Genomic DNA, 18,347 nt, shown 5'->3' with positions numbered 1-18,347 from the left:
GTGTTTCCTGTACGCGTCAGCCCGCACCGTTACCTGTGGTAATGGTGGTGGTAATAATGGTGGTGGTGCTGATGCGTGTCATGGATGTTGTGTGCTCTGTCATTTTAATCTGTCTGTGCAGTACCTATACTGGTTAAAGTATCTGCCTGCGTAAGTCAATGTATTTTTAGTTTTGGCGCTTTTCTCGCCAGGCCTCGCTACGCTGGCAGAGCGCGCGTCAGCAATGCAAAAAGCCCTTACCCAGCCCCGGTGTATAGTCAATGAATCTATAAAAAAATGTTATGACGGTAGTTTATTCCGCGAGCTTTTTTTCAATGTCATGCAGCAGACGGTGCAGCATTGCGGTGTCGCGCTGCTCAAGCATTCCCAGACGCTGTTCCAGCCAGTCAGCCATTTTGATGTCATCGGCGACCTTCAGCTTTTCCAGCAGCGCTTTTGTCCGCGCGCGCAGGGCTCGCAACGGGTTATCGTCGCCTGTCACCGGGGGACGTGGCGCGTTTTGTATTAACGCAGCTAATTGATAGCAATACACCATCACCGCCTGTCCCAGATTGAGGGATGGATAGTCGGCCACCATCGGCACGCCGGTTAAGATGTCTGCCAGCGCCAGTTCTTCATTGGTCAGCCCGGAATCCTCCCGACCAAAGACCAGCGCCGCTGAATCCATCCAGGCGCTTTTCTCCTGGAGCAGAGGCACTAACTGTGCCGGGGTTGCGTAATAATGAAATTTCGCGCGGCTGCGCGCCGTGGTTGCCACGGTAAACTGAATGTCCGCCAGCGCATCGGCTAACGTCGCGTAAGTGGTTATATTGTCGAGAATATCTCCAGAGCCATGCGCCACCCATCGCGCCGCTTCCTGCAAATGCGCTTCGCTATCGACAATGCGTAGATCGGTGAACCCCATGGTTTTCATTGCCCTTGCGGCGGCCCCTACATTTTCTGCTCTGGCAGGAGAAACCAGTACAACTGACAGCTTCATTTTCGCTCGCTTTTTAATCAATTCATTAATAAAAGGGGGTTAGAACGCACATATTTCGCGGCGTGAATTTACAATTATGTAACAGCAATCACTGAATTTTATCTCGCTTAAGCTTAAATAAAGCTAAACTGTTACTGAGTATAATTGCAGCATAAAATGTTAACAGAAAGCCCTTATCCTTCTGTTTAATCATATTATTTTACTTATGAATCTGAAACACCTATTGGATTCATGTTGTTTATCAATTAATATTCGCAACTGATTGGTTTATTGAAAAATTGTGACAAACGCTAGCAAACAGATATCAAGATTTCACCAAACTGTTAACGTGCTACAATTGAACTTGATATATGTCAACGAAGCGTAGTTTTATTGGGTGTCCTTTGCGCCTTAGCCTGTTATGTTGCTGTTACAATGGTTAGGATGACACCCGTTTTTGACACTGTCGGGTTCAAAGGGAAAGTGCCCACGACCAAGCTAATGATGTTGTTGACGTTGATGGAAAGTGCATCAAGAACGCAATTACGTACTTTAGTCATGTTACGCCGTTCATGTTAATTTGCGACATGTACCAGGCAGGTCAGGGACTTTTGTACTTCCTGTTTCGATTCAGTTGGCAATTTAGGTAGCAAACATGCAGATCCCGCACATTCTTATCGTTGAAGACGAGTTGGTAACACGCAACACGTTAAAAAGCATCTTCGAAGCAGAAGGTTACGATGTCTTTGAAGCGACTGATGGCGCTGAAATGCATCAGATCCTTTCCGAAAATGACATTAACCTGGTAATTATGGATATTAACCTGCCAGGTAAAAACGGCCTCCTGCTGGCCCGTGAACTACGCGAACAGGCAAACGTGGCGCTGATGTTCCTGACAGGCCGCGACAATGAAGTTGATAAAATCCTTGGCCTCGAAATCGGCGCTGATGACTATATCACTAAGCCGTTCAACCCGCGTGAGCTGACCATCCGCGCACGCAACTTGCTCTCCCGCACCATGAATCTGGGCTCGATCAGCGAAGAGCGTCGTAGCGTCGACAGCTACAAATTCAATGGCTGGGAGCTGGATATCAATAGCCGTTCCCTGATCAGCCCTAACGGTGAGCAGTACAAGCTGCCGCGCAGTGAATTCCGCGCGATGCTGCACTTCTGTGAAAACCCGGGCAAAATTCAGTCCCGTGCTGAACTGCTGAAAAAAATGACCGGCCGTGAACTCAAACCCCACGACCGTACGGTTGACGTCACCATCCGTCGCATCCGTAAACATTTTGAATCCATCCCGGATACGCCGGAAATCATCGCCACCATCCATGGCGAAGGTTACCGTTTCTGCGGCGATCTGCAGGAGTAAGCGTTACCTCCCCGGATACGACGTAAAAACGCCTTATCCGGGCGGCACAAAACAAAAAACGGCGCCAGGCGCCGTTTTTTTTATTTCCACAACCGTAGCGCATCCTCCGGCGCGTCTTTTTTCTCTGCCGCTTTTTTACTTTTACGCGAGAGCGAATACCAGTCAAAGCGCCGCGTCAGGATCATAACGGTACTGAGCGCGATAAACAGCACGCCGGAACCCAGCAGCAGGGCGTTATCCTCTGAGTTCAACAAACTCCACATAATGCCATATAGCACCAGCAGCGCAGCGGTGAACGAGAGGCTGATCCCCCAGCTTTTTAATACCCCCTGTAAATAGATACCGTTAATGGTGGTGCCCAGCAGGCTGGCGATAATCCAGGCGGTGGTAAAGCCCGTGTGCTCAGACAACGCCAGCAGTACCAGATAGAACATGACTAGCGACAGCCCCACCAGCAGATACTCCATAGGGTGCATCTGGCGCGCCGTCAGGCTTTCAAAGACGAAGAATGAGGTAAAAATCAGCGCAATCAGCAAAATGGCATATTTTATCGCCCGATCGGTAAGCTGATATTGATCCGCAGGAGTAGCGATGTTGACGCTAAAGGCGGGCAGCCGCCAGTCCGTCTCATTGGTGGTAGTCAGAACGTCATTAATTTTGCTGTCGATATTGTTGGCAAACCAACTGCTTTGCCAGTGCGCCTGAAATCCGCTCGGGCTGATTTCTCGTGTAGTGGGTAAAAAATCGCCCATAAAGCCAGGGTGCGGCCAGTCGCTCACCAGCGTCATTTCACTGTTGCGCCCCAGCGGCACCACGGAAAAGGTACGGGTGCCGTTGAGACTGAGCGAAGCTTCCAGGCTCACCGGGCTTTGGGTGATTGACGCCGAGGCCAGCGGTACGTGCACCCCTTGCAGATCGCTGCTTCTGAGCCCCACGCCCGGTTCGACCACGTTTTCCGCACCGTTAATGTTCATAGTGCGAACCTGAACAATGCCCCGCGCGTCGCTGACGGCTATCACCACAAACGGTTTGCCAAACTGCAGGCTGTCACTCTCCTCAAGGCCGAAGCGCTTAGGGTCGAACTGCGCCTTGATGCTGATATCGCTGTGCCAGACCTGCCCCTCATAAATGCCGATCTCGCGGCTTTCTACCTTTTGCTTACCGTCCACCATCAGCGACTCCGGCAGCCAGAAGCGAATAAAGCTCTTTTTGCGCTGGATCTCCTTCGGCGCTTCATTGCCGTTAGACTCAAGCGTAGTAACCACTTCGGTTACCGGGACGGCAATCAGCGGGCCGATGAGTTTTTGCGAGCCCGCGCTGCTCTGACGCAGCGTACCGGCAACATCATCGCGGTAATCGCTGCGCTCTTTAATAAGATCGCTGACCATGATCAGCGGCAGCATAAGCAGGCAGAAACAACCCGCCAGCGTGCAAATTTTCCAGAATAGTGGTGATTTTGGCATAGCCCCTCCTTTTGTATTGAACAGAGGTTAACGGGGCTATAAGGAGAGAGGCTGAAGTTATGTGAAGTGACGGTGAAGTGCCAGCCGGGCTTCAACGCCACCTTCGCGTCGGTTACTGACGTTGACCGTGCCGTGGTGCAGGCGCGCCACCTCCTGCACAAAAGCAAGACCGAGGCCGCTGCTCTTCTGGCCGTTCTCCCGCGGCAGGGAGTAGAAGCGTTCAAAAATACGGCTCAGCGCGAAGTCCGGTATCCCCGGCCCGCTGTCGCACACGGTAAAGACCACCTCGTCCCCCTCTTCCCGCGCGCGAAGAACGAGAGTGCCGTTTTGCGGCGTGAAGTCGATGGCGTTATCAAGCAGATTCCCCAGCGCCTGGCTCAGCAGGCCCGCATCGGCATGAACGGCCACCGCGTCAGCCTGGCTTTGGAACTGTAGGTTTTTAGCAGCCAGCACCACGCTGCGCTCGTCGTAAAGCTGCTGAAAGAGCGCCGCCACATCAATGGATGTTGTCACTATTTGCTGGCGATTTTCCAGTTTCGCCTGCTGCAACAGTTTTTCCACCAGCGCCTGCATGCGGGCATTTTGTGTGAGGATATTTTGCGTAAAGCGGGCGGCTACCTCGGGCGGCGGCCCCTCGTGCAGAATCTCCGCCGCCCCGCGAATCGCCGCCAGCGGGCTCTTAAGCTCGTGGGTTAACGCATGCACATAGTGCTCAATATAATTTTTACCTTCAAGCTTCAGACGCATGCTTTCCAGCGCCTGCGCCAGTTTACGCAGTTCGCTGCTGCCGGTATCAGGCAGCGGCAGCGGCCGGTTTTCGCTGACGGAATCAGCGTAGCGGGTAAGCTTGCCGATGGCGCGGTTAATCCATAACGTTACCCCGAGGCCAATCACCAGCGCGATCCCCAGCAGCGCCGCACTGGCCCACAGCATCCGCCTCTCGCTACGCCAGATCACCGGGGCGATGGAGCTGTTGGGTTTACCGACGCTAAGCACGCCGATGATTCGCCCGCCGTCGGTAATGGGCGCGGCGACATACATCACCGAACTCTCTTCATCATCAGGATCGATACGCGTGCTGCGCGCGCCGTATTTCCCGCGCAGCGTCAGCCAGACGTCGTTCCAGCGCGAATAGTCCTGCCCCACCGCTTTGCCTGCCGAATCGAAAATCACCCGCCCGGCGGCGTCGGTCATATAGACGTGATACTCATTACGCACTTTACGGATGCCGCTGATGTCAGCGTTAATTTTCCCTTCATGGAGCGAGGCGAAGGCCTGCGCCAGCCGACCGTTTTGCGCCTCGCCGGAAAGGACGTCATCACGCGCTACACCGGCCAGCAGCGTGGCGGCGTCAATCAGCGTCCCTTCGGTGGCGCGCCGCACGCCGGGCTTGATCTCCTGGACAAAAATCGCCAGTACGAACCATGCGGCCACCGCCACAATCAGAAAGTACCCCAGCAGCAGCCGCATGCCGATGCGCATTAGCGTGTCCCCAGGCTGTAGCCCATGCCGCGATGGGTATTGATAGGGGAAAGCTCGCTGTTGATGGCGCGTAATTTGGCGCGCAGGGTTTTGATATGGGTATCGACGGTGCGGTCAAAACTCTCTTCGGCATCTGTCCAGACGAGGTCCATAAGCTGCTGGCGGGAAAAGACCCTGCCGGGGGCATGCAGTAAGGTTTTGAGCAGCAGAAATTCATAGCGCGTCAGCGGCAGGGTTTCGCCGCACCAGCGAATCATCGCCGCCTCTTCGTCCAGTTCGAACTGCCCGACGCGAAGGCGCGACGGCGGAACCGCCGCTTTTTGCAGCCGTCTGAGCACGGTACGTACCCGGGCCGCCACTTCCCGTGGTGAAAAGGGCTTGGCGATATAGTCATCCGCGCCTATCTCCAGCCCCAGAAGCTTGTCGACCTCTTCGCTGCGGGCGGTCAGAAACAGCACGGGCAGCCCTGGCGCCAGCGTTAACAGGCGCCGGCACAGCTCAAAGCCGCTGATGTCCGGCAGCCCCACGTCGAGGATCGCCAGATCGGGCAACGCCCTTCCCGCAGCTTCCAGGACGGGCAGACCCCGCTCAAATGCGGTCACCGCAAAGCCTTCCTGCTGCAGCATATAGACCAGCGTCTCGGCGATGCTGGCCTCATCTTCGACTAACCAAATCCGTGGTTGCGATAGCGCCATAGCGGTTATTTACCCCACGGCATGATGGGCACCGCGCTAAGGGCATTTTTCGGCGACCCTTCGACCACTTTATCGGAGTAGGTCAGGTAGACCAGCGCGTTGCGTTTGCTGTCGTAAAAGCGTACCACCTGCAGTTTCTTGAAGACTAAAGAGGTACGCTTCTGGAAGACCACATCACCCTGCGCCTTGCCATTCTTGATTTTATCGCTAAGCGTAATCGGCCCCACCTGCTGGCACGAGATGGCCGCATCAGAGGTATCCTCTGCCAGACCCAGCCCGCCTTTGATGCCGCCGGTTTTCGCCCGGCTCAGGTAGCAGGTCACATTTTGTACATCCGGATCGTCAAACGCTTCGACGACAATTTTGTGATCCGGGCCGAACATTTTAAACACCGTATCCACTGAGCCTATCTGTTCGGCCTTTGCCGCCCCGCAGAGTAAAAAAAAGGATGTAAGGAATAAGCCTGTATATTTCATATTGTTACCATTCTTAAAAATAACGGTGGGCAATTATTAACCTTTCTAAAAGGAAAAAGGTTACAGATCACTAATTTACAAAAATTATCATGAAAATCAGACACAATGCGCATCTATGCGCAAAAAAAACACTGAATGCTAAAAGAGCAAACAATGGTATTATCCCTGTCCTGGTATCGGGCGTAAGCATTTTATGGATGAGGACATTGTATGGATCAGGCTGGGATTATTCGCGATCTTCTTACCTGGCTGGAAGGTCACCTGGATCAGCCGCTGTCACTGGATAATGTGGCGGCAAAAGCTGGCTATTCCAAGTGGCATTTACAGAGGATGTTTAAAGACGTGACGGGCCATGCGATTGGGGCCTATATTCGCGCGCGCCGCCTCTCTAAATCAGCCGTTGCGCTGCGCCTGACCTCGCGCCCTATCCTGGATATCGCCCTGCAATATCGCTTTGATTCGCAGCAGACCTTTACCCGCGCGTTCAAAAAGCAGTTCAACCTTACGCCTGCGCTCTATCGTCGCTCCCCGGACTGGAGCGCGTTCGGTATCCGTCCGCCTCTGCGGCTGGGCGAATTTACCCTGCCGAAGCATGAATTCGTTACGCTGCCCGAAACACATCTTATTGGCACTACGCAGAGCTATACCTGCGCGCTGGAAGAAATTTCTGACTTCCGCAACCAGATGCGCATCCAGTTCTGGCGCGAATTTCTGGGCAACTCGCCGACAATCCCGGCGGAAATGTACGGCCTGCATGAACCGCGCCCCAGCCTGGAGCGGGATGATGAGCAGGAGGTGCTTTATACCACCGCGCTCACGCCGGAGATGGCCAACGGGCACATTCCCAACTCCCATCCGGTGGTGCTGGAAGGCGGCGAGTATGTGATGTTCTTTTACGATGGTCCGGGCACCGGCCTGCAGGAGTTCATCCTCACCGTCTATGGCACCTGTATGCCAATGCTGAGCCTGACGCGGCGTAAAGGGCAGGACATTGAGCGCTTCTACCCGCAGGACGATGCGCGGGGCCAGGAGCCGCCGCTGCATATTCGCTGCGAGTATATGGTACCGATTCGCCGTTAACGCTGCAGCTCGTCAAGGGCGGGAGCGTCGAGGTGCGAGACGTCTCCTGCTGTCTCCACCACCCAGCCAGAGGCCAGCCAGGGGCTGTCCTGGTAATCGATGCGGGAAATCGAGCAGTTACGCAGACGCAGGCGACGCTCGGCATACGCCGGCAGCCCCAGAATGGTACTCACCAGGCAGCCCAGCGCCATACCGTGGCTGACGATAAGCGGGCGGCTTCCTTCCGGCAGCGACAGGCAGGTCGCCAGCGCGGCGTGCATACGGTCGCTCAGCTCCTGCATGGATTCCCCCTCAGGAATGCGGCCATCGGCGGTGCCATTCACCAGCTGGCGACGCCAGCCCTCTTCTTCTTCGGTTAGCGATTCCAGAGGACGCTTTTCCAGTACGCCCATATCCAGCTCGCGCAGCCGTGAATCAAAGGTGATATCGCAACCGCATTTGTCGGCGATAATTTCAGCCGTGCGCCGCGTGCGGCCCAGATCGCTGGCGATAATATGGGTGATACCCAGCGCCTTCGCGCGCTCGCCCACCTGCCACGCCTGCTGCTCGCCCTTTTCGGTTAACGGACTGTCTGACTGGCCTTGAATACGACGCTCGGCGTTCCACTGCGTTTCACCGTGGCGAACAAGGTATACCTGTAACATGCTTTTATATCCATTATACTGCGATGAAATTTATGATAGAGGAGGCTTTCCCGTGATGCAGAACGCGTCTCGTTACGGGCGGCCAGTTATTGATTATGCATCATGTTATCGCAGCTACCACCAATCCCGCCAAAATTCGGGCGATTCTGCACGCTTTTCAGCAGATTTTCGGCGAAGGAGCCTGCCATATCGATTCCGTTGTCGTTGACAGCGGCGTGCCGGAACAGCCGTTAGGCAATGAACAGACGCGGGCCGGGGCGCGCAATCGCGTGGCTAATGCCCGGCTGGCGCAGCCAGAGGCCGACTTTTGGGTCGCCATCGAGGCCGGTATTGATGACGACAGCACCTTTAGCTGGGTGGTGATCGAAACGCGCGAACAGCGTGGGGAAGCCCGCTCGGCCACCCTGCCGCTGCCCGAGGTGATTCTGGAAAAGGTGCGCGCCGGAGAGGCGCTGGGGCCTGCGATGTCGCGCTACACCGGCATCGACGAAATCGGCCGTAAAGAGGGAGCGATTGGCGTTTTCACCGCCGGAAAGCTGACCCGCGCCAGCGTTTACCATCAGGCGGTCATTCTGGCGCTAAGCCCCTTCCACAACGCCGTTTACCGCTGAGTATTGAGCAGCGTCTGCTCCAGCCATAAACGCAGCTCCGGCGGGGCTGCTTTCAGGCTATTTGAACCGCGAGTGATGGTGGCAATCCCCGCCCCCAGTTCGCTTTTCAGTTCGCGCTGGCTCATCTCGCCCCGCAGCAGCTCCTCGATAATCCGTACCCGGGTGCCCAGCGCTTCGCGCTCGTCGGGAGTGAGCATCAGGTTGAGCAAAGGAAGATGCAGGTCCTGTTCGTAAGATTGCCTGACGAGTTCAACAAAGCGCAGCCACTCCTGGTTGCGTTGTTCGGCCATGGCCGCTGAATAGGGTGATTGTTGAGTCATAGTATTCCGCCATTATGCTGCGTACTCGTTAGAGAGTACGCAGCATAACACAAACGAACCAAATCAGTAACGGCGCTGCCATTCGGCGTCGGTCAGCACCGGTACTCTGCTGCCATCCATAAAGAAGCGATAGTAGGCGTCGTAGGCCAGCACATTTTTTACATAGCTGCGGGTCTCGGAAAACGGAATGCTTTCGATAAACGCCACGGCGTCAATCCGCCCGCCGCTATTGTTCAGCCAGGTACGCACTCGCCCTGGCCCGGCGTTATAGGCCGCCGACGAGAAGATGCGGTTATTGCCGAATTGCTGATAGACATACTGCAGATAGCTGGTGCCAATGTTGATATTGGTCTCCGGGTCGAGCAGCTGCGCCGAATTGCTGTAGCCGGGAATGTTGAACATCTTCACCGTATGGGTCGCCGTCGCCGGCATGATCTGCATCAGGCCGCTGGCGCCGACCGGGGAGCGCACTTTCGGGTTCCAGGCGCTCTCCTGGCGTGAAATCGCCATTGCATAGCTCTGCGGAATGTCTTTGCCTCGCGTATAGCGCGCATAGAGATCGTTGTAGGCCAGCGGGAAGCGCTCCTCCAGCTGATCCCAAAGCTTACCGGCTATGGTGGCCTGCACGCTTAAATCCCACCAGTTTCTCTCAAAGGCGTAGCGCGCCAGCTGCGCTTTCTCCTGCGCGCTGCGGCTGGTAATCAGATTGGCCCATTCGCTGCGGGCGGTGTTGTCCAGCCCCCAGTACATCAACTCGCGCACGCGGGCCATTTCCGCCCCCTGCGCCAGCGCCGGGTCGATAGCGCCCTGCGCTTTATCAATCTTCATCACATAGGTTTCACCCAGCCGCTGCGCGGCGACCATCGGATAGAACCCGCGCTCCTGCATCAACGCGTGGAGGATCTCCTGCGCTTCCGTATCGCGGCCGCGTTCAAGCAATAGATCGGCCTGCCAGTAGCGCCACTCATCCTTCTCTTTCGCCTCCATCGGCAGCCGCGCCAGCCAGGTATTCAACCCGCGACGATCGCCGGTGCCGATCGCCATACGTACCCGCCGCTCAACAATGGAGATCGACTGCGAGCGCATAATGGCATCGTCACGCCAGCGCGCCTGTTCGCTGGTGACGTCGTTGCCCATCAGCCGCCAGGCGACGATATCGCGCAGGGTTTGCGTCTGCTCTTCATTGAGCTGCTGCGCCTGAGCAAGGGAAGGAATCATCAAGCGGGCATTTTCGACATCCTGCCGCGCCACGCTTTCGAACGCTTCCGCCGCCATCTGGCGGGTAAAGTCGGTCGCCCCGGTAGTGCGGGCGAAATCCATCACGCTATTGGGATTGTTGGCCAGGGTGATAATCGCCGAGGAGATCGTCTGGTAATCCGCTGGCATCTGGCCCGCCAGCAGCGTGACCAGCCGCGTGTTGCCCGCTTTCATCGCCAGACGAATACGCTCCAGGTACGCCAGCGGATCCTGCTGTCCGGAGGCGCGCCACGCGCCGAAAAGCTTATCGCAGGCGTTGGGGCGGTTGCTGCCGGTTAGCCACAGCTCTTTCGCGCCCTGCCAGGCCTCTTCGGCCTGCCCGGTGTTCCACTTCGCGTAGTAATAGTTGCACTGGGCTTCGGTGGCGGTGGGTTTATCCGGGCTGAACGCTAGCAGGCCGCGCCAGTCTTCCCGTCGCGCCAGCTCGTTAATAAAGCGGGTTTTCAGCGTGCGGGCCGGCGGCAGGGTCGGGTTCGCCTGGATGAAGTTGCTGACGGCGATCGTCGGCTGATTCATCAGCGAGTCAGTTAACTGACGGTACTGTAAATAGGGATACAGGGGATAGTCCTGCAAGGTGGGCATCAGTTGCGACACCACGTCCATCTGTTTGCTATCCCATGCCTGTTTGATTTGCGCATAACGGCTACGTTGTTCATCCAGTGAGTCCGCCCGCGCAATATTGCTAAGGGACAGCAAACACATGCTGGCCGCCAGTAAGCGCCAGGCGGCAGGTTTGGCTTTCTGCACTGCTTCTTCCTCTTTTACCTGTGTTAGCAGCCTCATGCCGCATAATCTATTAATGCTAACCGGGCGAACCGCAACGCGCCACGTCATGCACACTTTTTTACCTTTCTTGTACGATTTAACACTCCGGGCGCGGCTGGCTGGGATTGAGCGTCGAAAACGGCTACACTCCGCTGTTGAATATTACATAGAAGAGGCGAAGTCCAACGTGGCTCAATTCGTATATACCATGCATCGTGTCGGCAAAGTTGTTCCGCCGAAACGTCATATTTTGAAAAACATCTCGCTGAGTTTCTTCCCTGGCGCAAAAATCGGCGTACTGGGCCTTAACGGCGCCGGTAAGTCTACCCTGCTGCGCATCATGGCTGGCATTGATACCGATATCGAAGGTGAAGCCCGCCCGCAGCCCGGCATCAAAATCGGCTACCTGCCCCAGGAGCCGCAGCTCAACCCTGAACATACCGTCCGTGAATCCGTGGAAGAAGCGGTTGCGGAAGTGGTTAACGCGCTGAAAGGCCTTGATGAGGTGTACGCGAAGTACGCCGAGCCGGACGCCGATTTCGACAAGCTTGCGGCCCAACAGGGCAAGTTTGAAGAGATTATCCAGGCGCATGATGGTCATAACCTGAACGTACAGCTGGAGCGCGCGGCAGATGCCCTGCGCCTGCCGGACTGGGATGCGAAAATCGCTAACCTCTCCGGGGGTGAACGTCGCCGCGTGGCGCTGTGCCGCCTGCTGCTGGAAAAGCCGGACATGCTGCTGCTCGACGAACCGACCAACCACCTAGACGCCGAGTCCGTGGCCTGGCTGGAGCGCTTCCTGCACGATTTCGAAGGCACCGTGGTAGCGATTACCCACGACCGTTACTTCCTCGACAACGTGGCGGGCTGGATTCTGGAACTGGACCGCGGCGAAGGCATTCCGTGGGAGGGCAACTACTCCTCCTGGCTGGAGCAGAAAGATCAGCGTCTGGCGCAGGAAGCCTCTGCCGAAGCGGCACGCCGTAAGTCTATCGAGAAAGAGCTGGAGTGGGTTCGCCAGGGTGCGAAGGGCCGCCAGTCTAAAGGTAAGGCGCGTCTGGCTCGCTTTGAAGAACTCAACAGCATGGAGTACCAGAAGCGTAACGAAACCAACGAACTGTTTATTCCGCCTGGCGCACGTCTGGGGGATAAAGTTATTGAGGTCAATAACCTGCGTAAATCGTACGGTGACCGCCTGCTGATTGACGATTTGAGCTTTTCGGTTCCGAAAGGCGCTATCGTTGGCATTATCGGCCCGAACGGCGCGGGTAAATCGACCCTGTTCCGCATGATGTCTGGGCAGGAACAGCCGGATGCAGGCACCATTACCCTGGGTGATACCGTTAAGCTGGCGTCCGTGGATCAGTTCCGTGATGCAATGGACAACAGCAAAACCGTGTGGGAAGAGGTTTCCGGCGGTCTCGATATCATGAAGATCGGCAACACCGAGATGCCAAGCCGCGCCTACGTTGGCCGCTTCAACTTCAAAGGCACCGACCAGGGCAAACGCGTTGGCGAGCTGTCCGGCGGTGAACGCGGCCGTCTGCATCTGGCGAAGCTGCTGCAGGTTGGCGGCAACGTGCTGCTGCTCGATGAACCGACCAACGACCTGGATATCGAAACCCTGCGCGCGCTGGAAAACGCCCTGCTGGAGTTCCCGGGCTGCGCGATGGTTATCTCGCACGACCGTTGGTTCCTCGACCGTATCGCCACCCACATTCTGGATTATCAGGATGAAGGTAAGGTGGAGTTCTTCGAAGGTAACTTCACCGAATACGAAGAGTATAAGAAACGCACGCTGGGCGCCGACGCGCTGGAGCCGAAGCGTATCAAGTACAAACGTATTGCAAAATAAACAGCAAAAAAGCAGCGCAAGCTGCTTTTTTGAGGTTATTGACAAACCCGGGAGTGACGAAAGAGCGGCACAATGACGGTAGCCCGGATAAGGCGTTTCGCCGCATCCGGGAGTCCCAGGTGCACTACGTTTACCCGGGCTACGCCGTTCCATGAATTCCTGTTGGCTTTGTCAGCAGTCTGAAAAAAGCAGCGCAAGCTGCTTTTTTTATGCCGGCTTCGCCTTATCCGGGCTACGCCGGTGCCACCAGGCCGCACTAACGCAATAGCTACCCATTCAGCCGCTTACTTTTAATCTATTCTGGAGTCTGACAAGGAAGGGGGCGTTAAGCCGCTGTTCGGCAACGTTTAATGAGTTGTGCTTGCTCTGACTTTTAACGTTGAGGGGATCTCAATGAATTTTTCCCCGGGAACGTCGTTAAGAAGATCAAGGAGCGCTTTCCCGGCTTTGATGCCGATTTCACTCCAGGGAAACTCAACGGTTGTCAGGGAAGGCGAGCATACCATTGATAGCGCGCCACCGCCTAAACTCGCAATGGAAACGGTATTGGGTATTTTTATACCCGCGCTGTGGCACGCCAGCATACATCCACATGCCATTTCATCCGACGTGCAAATTAATGCGTCCAGATCATCCCAGGTAATCATCATATCCCGGAAGGTATTAACGCCAGTGGTGATGGTTGATGGCAAATGGGTTGTCACTACCCGGTGTGGAGAGCGATTCAGGGCGAGCATGGAGGTATTCCACCCGCTTAATACCTGACGAAACATCGTATTGTTGGCGGGGGTACAGAGCAACGCAATGTTTTTCAAGGATGCATTGGCCATATGCGTGATGATTTTGTTAATCGCCTTACCGTAATCCACACCAACGCTCATCCCAATAGAGTTGGGATTTAACGCGCCAATTTCCAGTATCGGCACATCGACATTGGCAAGCAGTTGGGTACACCCCTCAACGGTGTCGATATTGAACTGGATGATCGCCGCCGGGTTATAGGCGAGAATTTTTTCAAACGTTTTTTGTTCACTTTGGCCATCGTGACCCGATTCCATGAACATCATGGTATAGCCCCGTTTGGACAGTACAGTTTGCAATGATTCAGATACTGTCAAAAAGCCGGGCGAAGAGAACGTTGGCGCGACGACTAAAATGAGATCGGAGTGGACGGATGCCAGGTTTCTCGCCTGGAGGTTCGGTACATAGCCAAGCTGACTCACTGCGGCATCAATACGATTGCGAAGGTCGGGATTGACTTTTTCAGGCATCCTTAATGCACGTGAGACAGTCATGGCACTCACGCCAACAAACTCAGCCACTTCGTTCAGGGTAATCTTGCCTGTCCCTTTACGCCGTTTTTCTTTCGGGCTACCGTCTGAGTCTGAAATCTGCACAAACTTCTCCAACCATTTGAAAACTCGTGAAATAGAAAAAAATATCTTTGACACATATTATAACTTAACACAAAAGTAAGCACATCATGAATCTTGTTAGCGGTAACTCAATTTTTAACATTTTTACGTGTTAGCGCTAACTCTGCGATACAGATCACAGTTGCATTTTAGTTTGCTGTTTATAGTTCAGCCTGATGAAGCCTTAGAGGTAAACATGATCAGCGACTGGTTAACACCCGACAAAATTAATGTCATCGACGCGATTGATAGCTGGGAAAATGCCGTTCTGCTTTCAGCAGAACCTCTACTGGCGCAGGGTTATGTAACCGATGACTATATTAATGCGATCATTAAAAGCCATAATGAATTAGGGCCTTATTATGTATTAGCGCCAGGCCTGGCCATGCCGCATGCCCGGCCTGAACAAGGCGCAATAAAAAATGGTTTGTCGCTTCTTCATATCAGAAAGGGCGTTTCATTCAACTCTGCAGAGAATGACCCCGTATATGTGGTTATTATGCTGTGTGCCCACTCCGGCGAAGAGCACATCAACATGATCAGTGAACTGGCAAATATTTTTAGTGATGAAGAGAAGTTAAATCGGTTGTTAAAAGCAGCAGATCTCAATGCCATTCAGGCTGTAATTAACTGAAAGGATAAATCCCATGAAGAAAGTGCTTATCGTTTGCGGTAATGGTTTAGGCAGCAGTTTTATCGTTGAAATGAATGTCAAAAAAATACTTAATGAGATTAATAAAGAGGCAGAGGTGAGCCACACCGACATGACTTCTGCGAAAAGCGAGTCCGCGGATATTATTCTCAGCGCAAAAGATATTGCAGAGCATCTCAAAGACCATCCTGCGAAAGTTTTTGGGCTCAGCAATTTACTGGATAATAATAAAATCAAAGAAATTTTAGAAGCAAACATCTAAGCACTTTCCCTCTGATTCCTGGAGTTTATCATGCTTCATTTCGTTATTTACGATGTACTAGGGACACCGGCAATTCTGGTCGGGTTGTTTTCACTGATTGGTCTGCTGTTACAGAAAAAATCGGTGTCAGATATTATCGCTGGCACCCTCAAGACAATAATGGGTTTTGTGCTTTTAACTGCCGGCGCAGGTATTGTAGCGACTACCTTAACTGTCTTTAGCCAATTATTTGAACATTCATTTCATATTCAGGGCGTGGTTCCTAATACGGATGCCATGGCCGCGCTGGCGCAGAAGAATTACGGCACGGCAACCGCTATGATTATGGTTCTGGGCATGCTTATTAATATCGCCCTCGCACGTTTAACGCCATTGAAGTACATCTTCCTCACCGGGCATCATACCCTCTATATGGCAGCAATGCTGGCGGTAATCTTGTCTGTAGGTGGGTTGTCGGGATTTTGGGTGGTGGCTATCGGTGCGGTCATTCTGGGCGCCATGATGGTGATTTCGCCTGCAATTTTGCAGCCCTTTACGCGTAAAATTACCAATACCGATGACCTGGCGCTGGGGCATTTTGGCTCTATCGGTTATCTGCTATCCGCGCTTGTTGGCAAAGTTGTAGGCAAGGGAAGCCCTTCAATCGAAGAAGTTAAGGTTCCTAAGTCGCTGAACTTTCTCCGTGATTCTTCTGTCGCGATCTCTCTCACCATGATGATTCTTTTCCTGGTGCTGGTCAGCGTTGCGGGGAAATCTTTCGTTGAGGAAACGCTGAGTTCAGGCCAGAACTACATTATCTTCGCCGTTATTCAGTCCCTCACCTTCGCCGCAGGCGTTTATGTCATCCTTGCCGGGGTGCGCATGGTGATTGCCGAGATCGTTCCTGCCTTTAAAGGAATAGCTGACAAACTGGTGAAGGATGCGAAGCCCGCTCTGGACTGCCCGACAGTCTTTCCCTTTGCCCCTAACGCCGTCATCGTCGGGTTCCTTTCCAGCTTTGTAGCAGGTCTGGTGAGCATGTTCCTCTGCCCGCTGTTCGGGTTGAGCGTCATTGTACCGGGACTGGTTCCACACTTTTTCTGCGGAGCAACGGCTGGCGTTTACGGCAACATTACCGGCGGACGGCGCGGCGCGGTGGTAGGCGCATTTGCCCACGGCCTGCTTATTTCCTTCCTGCCCGCCATTCTTCTCCCCCTGATGGGCGATATGGGACTGGGCTCTACCACGTTCGGTGATGCTGACTTCGGCGTCGTAGGGATCATCCTGAGCCACATCATTTCCATTTTTAACTAACTATTTTCATATCAGAGGTCGTTCATGGACGCTAAATTTTCACCGTCATTAATGTGTATGGATCTGACACAGTTCAAAGAGCAAATTACCGCATTGAACAATAAAGCAGACTTTTATCATGTCGATATTATGGATGGTAACTACGTTCGTAATATCACGCTGTCTCCCTTTTTTATTGAGAATCTGAAAAAAATCACCACCGTGCCCATTGATGTGCATCTGATGGTTAACCATCCCGAAGACATTATCCCAATGTGTCTCGATGCCGGGGCGGACATTATTAGTTTCCATCCGGAGACGGCGAATAACAAAATTTTCCGCCTTCTTAATCAGATCAAAGACGCAGGCAAAAAATGCGGCGTGGTACTTAACCCGGCAACCCCGGCGGAAAGCATCGCGGAATATGCACATCTGCTGGATAAAGTCACCATAATGTCCGTTGACCCTGGCTTTGCGGGTCAGAAGTTCATCCCTGAGTCGCTTAATAAAATCAAAAAACTGATCGCTATGCGTGAGCGTAATAATTACCACTACCTGACAGAAATCGACGGCTCATGTAATGAAAAAACGTTTGGGCAAATTGCTGCATCAGGCGTCGATGTGTTTATCGTTGGGACGTCCGGCCTGTTTTCTTTACACGCCGATGTCAGTCAGGCATGGGATAAGATGATTGATATCTTCCAGCGCGAAACCGTTGCTGCATAAAATTATATTTTTGCCCTTATTTCACTGCATTTTATTTTGAAACGCAGTTTATTTTTACGCCAGGAGCTAACATGACAGCACTTGACACATTAAAAGAACTCACCAGTATTGTGGTTGATAGTGGTGATTTATCTTCAATTGTACAATTGCATCCTGAAGACGCGACGACTAACCCGTCCCTTATTCTCAAAGCCGCAGCGATTCCTGAATATGCCTCTCTCATTCAGGATGCCGTGCAGTTCGCTAAAGACAAAGCCGCCGACCAACAGTCTCAAACGGTTATTGCCTGTGAGAAACTCGCAGTTAACATTGGCTGCGAAATCCTGAACAATATACCGGGTCGTATATCAACAGAAATAGATGCCCGTCTTTCCTTTAATACCGAAGCCTGCGTCGAGCGTGCTAAACGTATCATCGGGCTTTATCAATTACAGGGCATCGATAAATCTCGCGTACTTGTTAAAATCGCCGCGACGTGGGAAGGAATCCGGGCCGCTGAAATACTCGAAAAAGCGGGGATCAACTGTAACCTGACGCTCATTTTCTCTTTTGCTCAGGCCAGGGCTTGCGCCGAAGCCAATGTCTTTTTGATTTCACCTTTTGTCGGTCGTATTTACGACTGGTATCAGAAAGTAAACCCGCTCAGTGAATACGATCCTGAACAGGATGAAGGGGTTAAATCTGTTCGCACTATTTTTAACTACTTCAAACAGCACGGGTACTCAACTGTCGTTATGGGCGCCAGTTTCCGCAAAGTTGAACAGGTGCTGGCGCTGGCAGGCTGCGACAAACTCACCGTCTCTCCGCAACTGCTGCAAATGCTGGATAAAGGCCACTACAACGTTATTCAGCACCTGCATTTGCCTGCGCAGACAGAGGCCAAACCCTCCCCCATCACCGAGGCTGATTTCCGCTGGCAATTCAATGAAGACGCCATGGCTGTAGAGAAGCTTGCTGAGGGCATCAGGTTATTCGCAGAAGATCAGCGCAAGCTGGAAGCAATGATCGCACTTCATTTAGAGAAAGCATAATGACGACACGT

General features: G+C 53.5%; 20 protein-coding genes and 1 other annotated feature (1 of these 21 only partly in view). Of the genes, 9 read left to right on the top strand and 11 right to left on the bottom strand.

All coding sequences use genetic code 11. The features are described from left to right. Nucleotides 1–75: a sequence feature (Thr leader region), on the bottom strand; it reaches 40 nt to the left of the window's first position. From thrL to yjjY, 3 genes are all read right to left on the bottom strand, one after another. Beyond that, nucleotides 17–82, bottom strand: coding sequence for a thr operon leader peptide (gene thrL, locus ENTHG_RS25145; RefSeq protein ID WP_106403311.1), 66 nt, complete (start codon nucleotides 80–82; stop codon nucleotides 17–19). Its footprint overlaps the feature before it by 59 nt. Before the next feature lie 210 nt (nucleotides 83–292). After that, on the bottom strand, nucleotides 293–979 hold the full coding sequence (locus tag ENTHG_RS16365; RefSeq protein WP_044181955.1) for a tRNA/rRNA methyltransferase: 687 nt from the start codon (nucleotides 977–979) through the stop codon (nucleotides 293–295). Between the two features lie 398 nt (nucleotides 980–1,377). Next, nucleotides 1,378–1,518, bottom strand: coding sequence for a YjjY family protein (gene yjjY / locus ENTHG_RS25140; protein ID WP_106403292.1), 141 nt, complete (start codon nucleotides 1,516–1,518; stop codon nucleotides 1,378–1,380). A gap of 95 nt (nucleotides 1,519–1,613) precedes the next feature. On the opposite strand from yjjY, the gene arcA reads away from it, so the two are divergent. After that, entirely contained in the window at nucleotides 1,614–2,330 is a 717-nt protein-coding gene (gene arcA / locus ENTHG_RS16360) for a two-component system response regulator ArcA (protein WP_044181953.1), read from the top strand. A gap of 80 nt (nucleotides 2,331–2,410) precedes the next feature. On the opposite strand, the gene creD is transcribed toward arcA, so the two are convergent. From creD to creA, 4 genes are read right to left on the bottom strand one after another with little or no spacing between them, the layout of a single operon-like run. Continuing rightward, the gene (creD, locus tag ENTHG_RS16355) at nucleotides 2,411–3,793 is read right to left on the bottom strand and encodes a cell envelope integrity protein CreD (protein ID WP_044181950.1); all 1,383 of its coding nucleotides are present in this window, start codon (nucleotides 3,791–3,793) and stop codon (nucleotides 2,411–2,413) included. Nucleotides 3,794–3,850: 57 nt separating this feature from the next. After that, nucleotides 3,851–5,275: a two-component system sensor histidine kinase CreC gene (gene creC / locus ENTHG_RS16350; protein ID WP_044181947.1), complete on the bottom strand. Its 1,425-nt coding sequence runs from the start codon at nucleotides 5,273–5,275 to the stop codon at nucleotides 3,851–3,853. Continuing rightward, nucleotides 5,275–5,970 carry a two-component system response regulator CreB gene (gene creB / locus ENTHG_RS16345; protein WP_044181943.1) on the bottom strand — a complete coding sequence of 232 codons (696 nt, stop codon included), beginning with the start codon at nucleotides 5,968–5,970 and terminating at the stop codon, nucleotides 5,275–5,277. The genes creC and creB overlap by 1 nt, the downstream gene beginning before the upstream one ends. A 5-nt stretch (nucleotides 5,971–5,975) precedes the next feature. Next, nucleotides 5,976–6,446, bottom strand: a complete 471-nt coding sequence (gene creA / locus ENTHG_RS16340) for a protein CreA (protein WP_044182538.1) — start codon at nucleotides 6,444–6,446, stop codon at nucleotides 5,976–5,978. A gap of 210 nt (nucleotides 6,447–6,656) precedes the next feature. On the opposite strand from creA, the gene robA reads away from it, so the two are divergent. After that, nucleotides 6,657–7,526 carry an MDR efflux pump AcrAB transcriptional activator RobA gene (robA, locus tag ENTHG_RS16335; protein WP_044181940.1) on the top strand — a complete coding sequence of 290 codons (870 nt, stop codon included), beginning with the start codon at nucleotides 6,657–6,659 and terminating at the stop codon, nucleotides 7,524–7,526. Here robA and gpmB read toward each other — a convergent pair. Continuing rightward, nucleotides 7,523–8,170: a 2,3-diphosphoglycerate-dependent phosphoglycerate mutase GpmB gene (gpmB, locus tag ENTHG_RS16330; RefSeq protein WP_044181938.1), complete on the bottom strand. Its 648-nt coding sequence runs from the start codon at nucleotides 8,168–8,170 to the stop codon at nucleotides 7,523–7,525. The genes robA and gpmB overlap by 4 nt on opposite strands. A 95-nt stretch (nucleotides 8,171–8,265) precedes the next feature. Here gpmB and yjjX point away from each other — a divergent pair, with 95 nt between their 5' ends. Next, nucleotides 8,266–8,781, top strand: coding sequence for an inosine/xanthosine triphosphatase (gene yjjX, locus ENTHG_RS16325; protein WP_044181937.1), 516 nt, complete (start codon nucleotides 8,266–8,268; stop codon nucleotides 8,779–8,781). Here the strand turns inward: yjjX and trpR are convergent. Further along, on the bottom strand, nucleotides 8,772–9,101 hold the full coding sequence (gene trpR, locus ENTHG_RS16320) for a trp operon repressor (RefSeq protein WP_044181934.1): 330 nt from the start codon (nucleotides 9,099–9,101) through the stop codon (nucleotides 8,772–8,774). The genes yjjX and trpR overlap by 10 nt on opposite strands. Nucleotides 9,102–9,164: 63 nt before the next feature. Beyond that, on the bottom strand, nucleotides 9,165–11,105 hold the full coding sequence (sltY, locus tag ENTHG_RS16315; RefSeq protein WP_044181932.1) for a murein transglycosylase: 1,941 nt from the start codon (nucleotides 11,103–11,105) through the stop codon (nucleotides 9,165–9,167). Between the two features lie 205 nt (nucleotides 11,106–11,310). Here sltY and ettA point away from each other — a divergent pair, with 205 nt between their 5' ends. Then, nucleotides 11,311–12,978 carry an energy-dependent translational throttle protein EttA gene (gene ettA, locus ENTHG_RS16310; protein WP_044181929.1) on the top strand — a complete coding sequence of 556 codons (1,668 nt, stop codon included), beginning with the start codon at nucleotides 11,311–11,313 and terminating at the stop codon, nucleotides 12,976–12,978. A 347-nt stretch (nucleotides 12,979–13,325) separates the two neighbouring features. Here ettA and ENTHG_RS16305 read toward each other — a convergent pair whose 3' ends face one another. After that, nucleotides 13,326–14,375, bottom strand: a complete 1,050-nt coding sequence (locus ENTHG_RS16305; RefSeq protein ID WP_044182534.1) for a LacI family DNA-binding transcriptional regulator — start codon at nucleotides 14,373–14,375, stop codon at nucleotides 13,326–13,328. Between the two features lie 214 nt (nucleotides 14,376–14,589). On the opposite strand from ENTHG_RS16305, the gene ENTHG_RS16300 reads away from it, so the two are divergent. The 5 genes from ENTHG_RS16300 to tal all read left to right on the top strand — a co-directional run bounded on the left by ENTHG_RS16300 (nucleotide 14,590) and on the right by tal (nucleotide 18,336). After that, a complete protein-coding gene (locus ENTHG_RS16300; protein ID WP_044181927.1) occupies nucleotides 14,590–15,027 on the top strand; it encodes a PTS sugar transporter subunit IIA in 438 nt (145 codons plus the stop codon). Between the two features lie 13 nt (nucleotides 15,028–15,040). Beyond that, a complete protein-coding gene (locus ENTHG_RS16295; protein WP_044181924.1) occupies nucleotides 15,041–15,307 on the top strand; it encodes a PTS sugar transporter subunit IIB in 267 nt (88 codons plus the stop codon). 30 nt (nucleotides 15,308–15,337) lie between these two features. Next, nucleotides 15,338–16,600 (top strand): PTS ascorbate transporter subunit IIC, encoded by a 1,263-nt coding sequence (ulaA, locus tag ENTHG_RS16290; protein ID WP_044181921.1) that lies wholly within the window; start codon nucleotides 15,338–15,340, stop codon nucleotides 16,598–16,600. Between the two features lie 24 nt (nucleotides 16,601–16,624). Further along, entirely contained in the window at nucleotides 16,625–17,305 is a 681-nt protein-coding gene (alsE, locus tag ENTHG_RS16285) for a D-allulose 6-phosphate 3-epimerase (RefSeq protein ID WP_044181918.1), read from the top strand. A 71-nt stretch (nucleotides 17,306–17,376) separates the two neighbouring features. Then, the gene (gene tal, locus ENTHG_RS16280) at nucleotides 17,377–18,336 is read left to right on the top strand and encodes a transaldolase (protein ID WP_044181915.1); all 960 of its coding nucleotides are present in this window, start codon (nucleotides 17,377–17,379) and stop codon (nucleotides 18,334–18,336) included. Nucleotides 18,337–18,347: the final 11 nt, after the last annotated feature.

This window comes from Phytobacter massiliensis JC163 (assembly GCF_000321045.1).
Lineage (GTDB): Bacteria > Pseudomonadota > Gammaproteobacteria > Enterobacterales > Enterobacteriaceae > Phytobacter_A > Phytobacter_A massiliensis.
The sequence above is the reverse complement of the archived record's forward strand: the minus strand, read 5'-3'. Positions and strand labels throughout refer to the sequence as shown.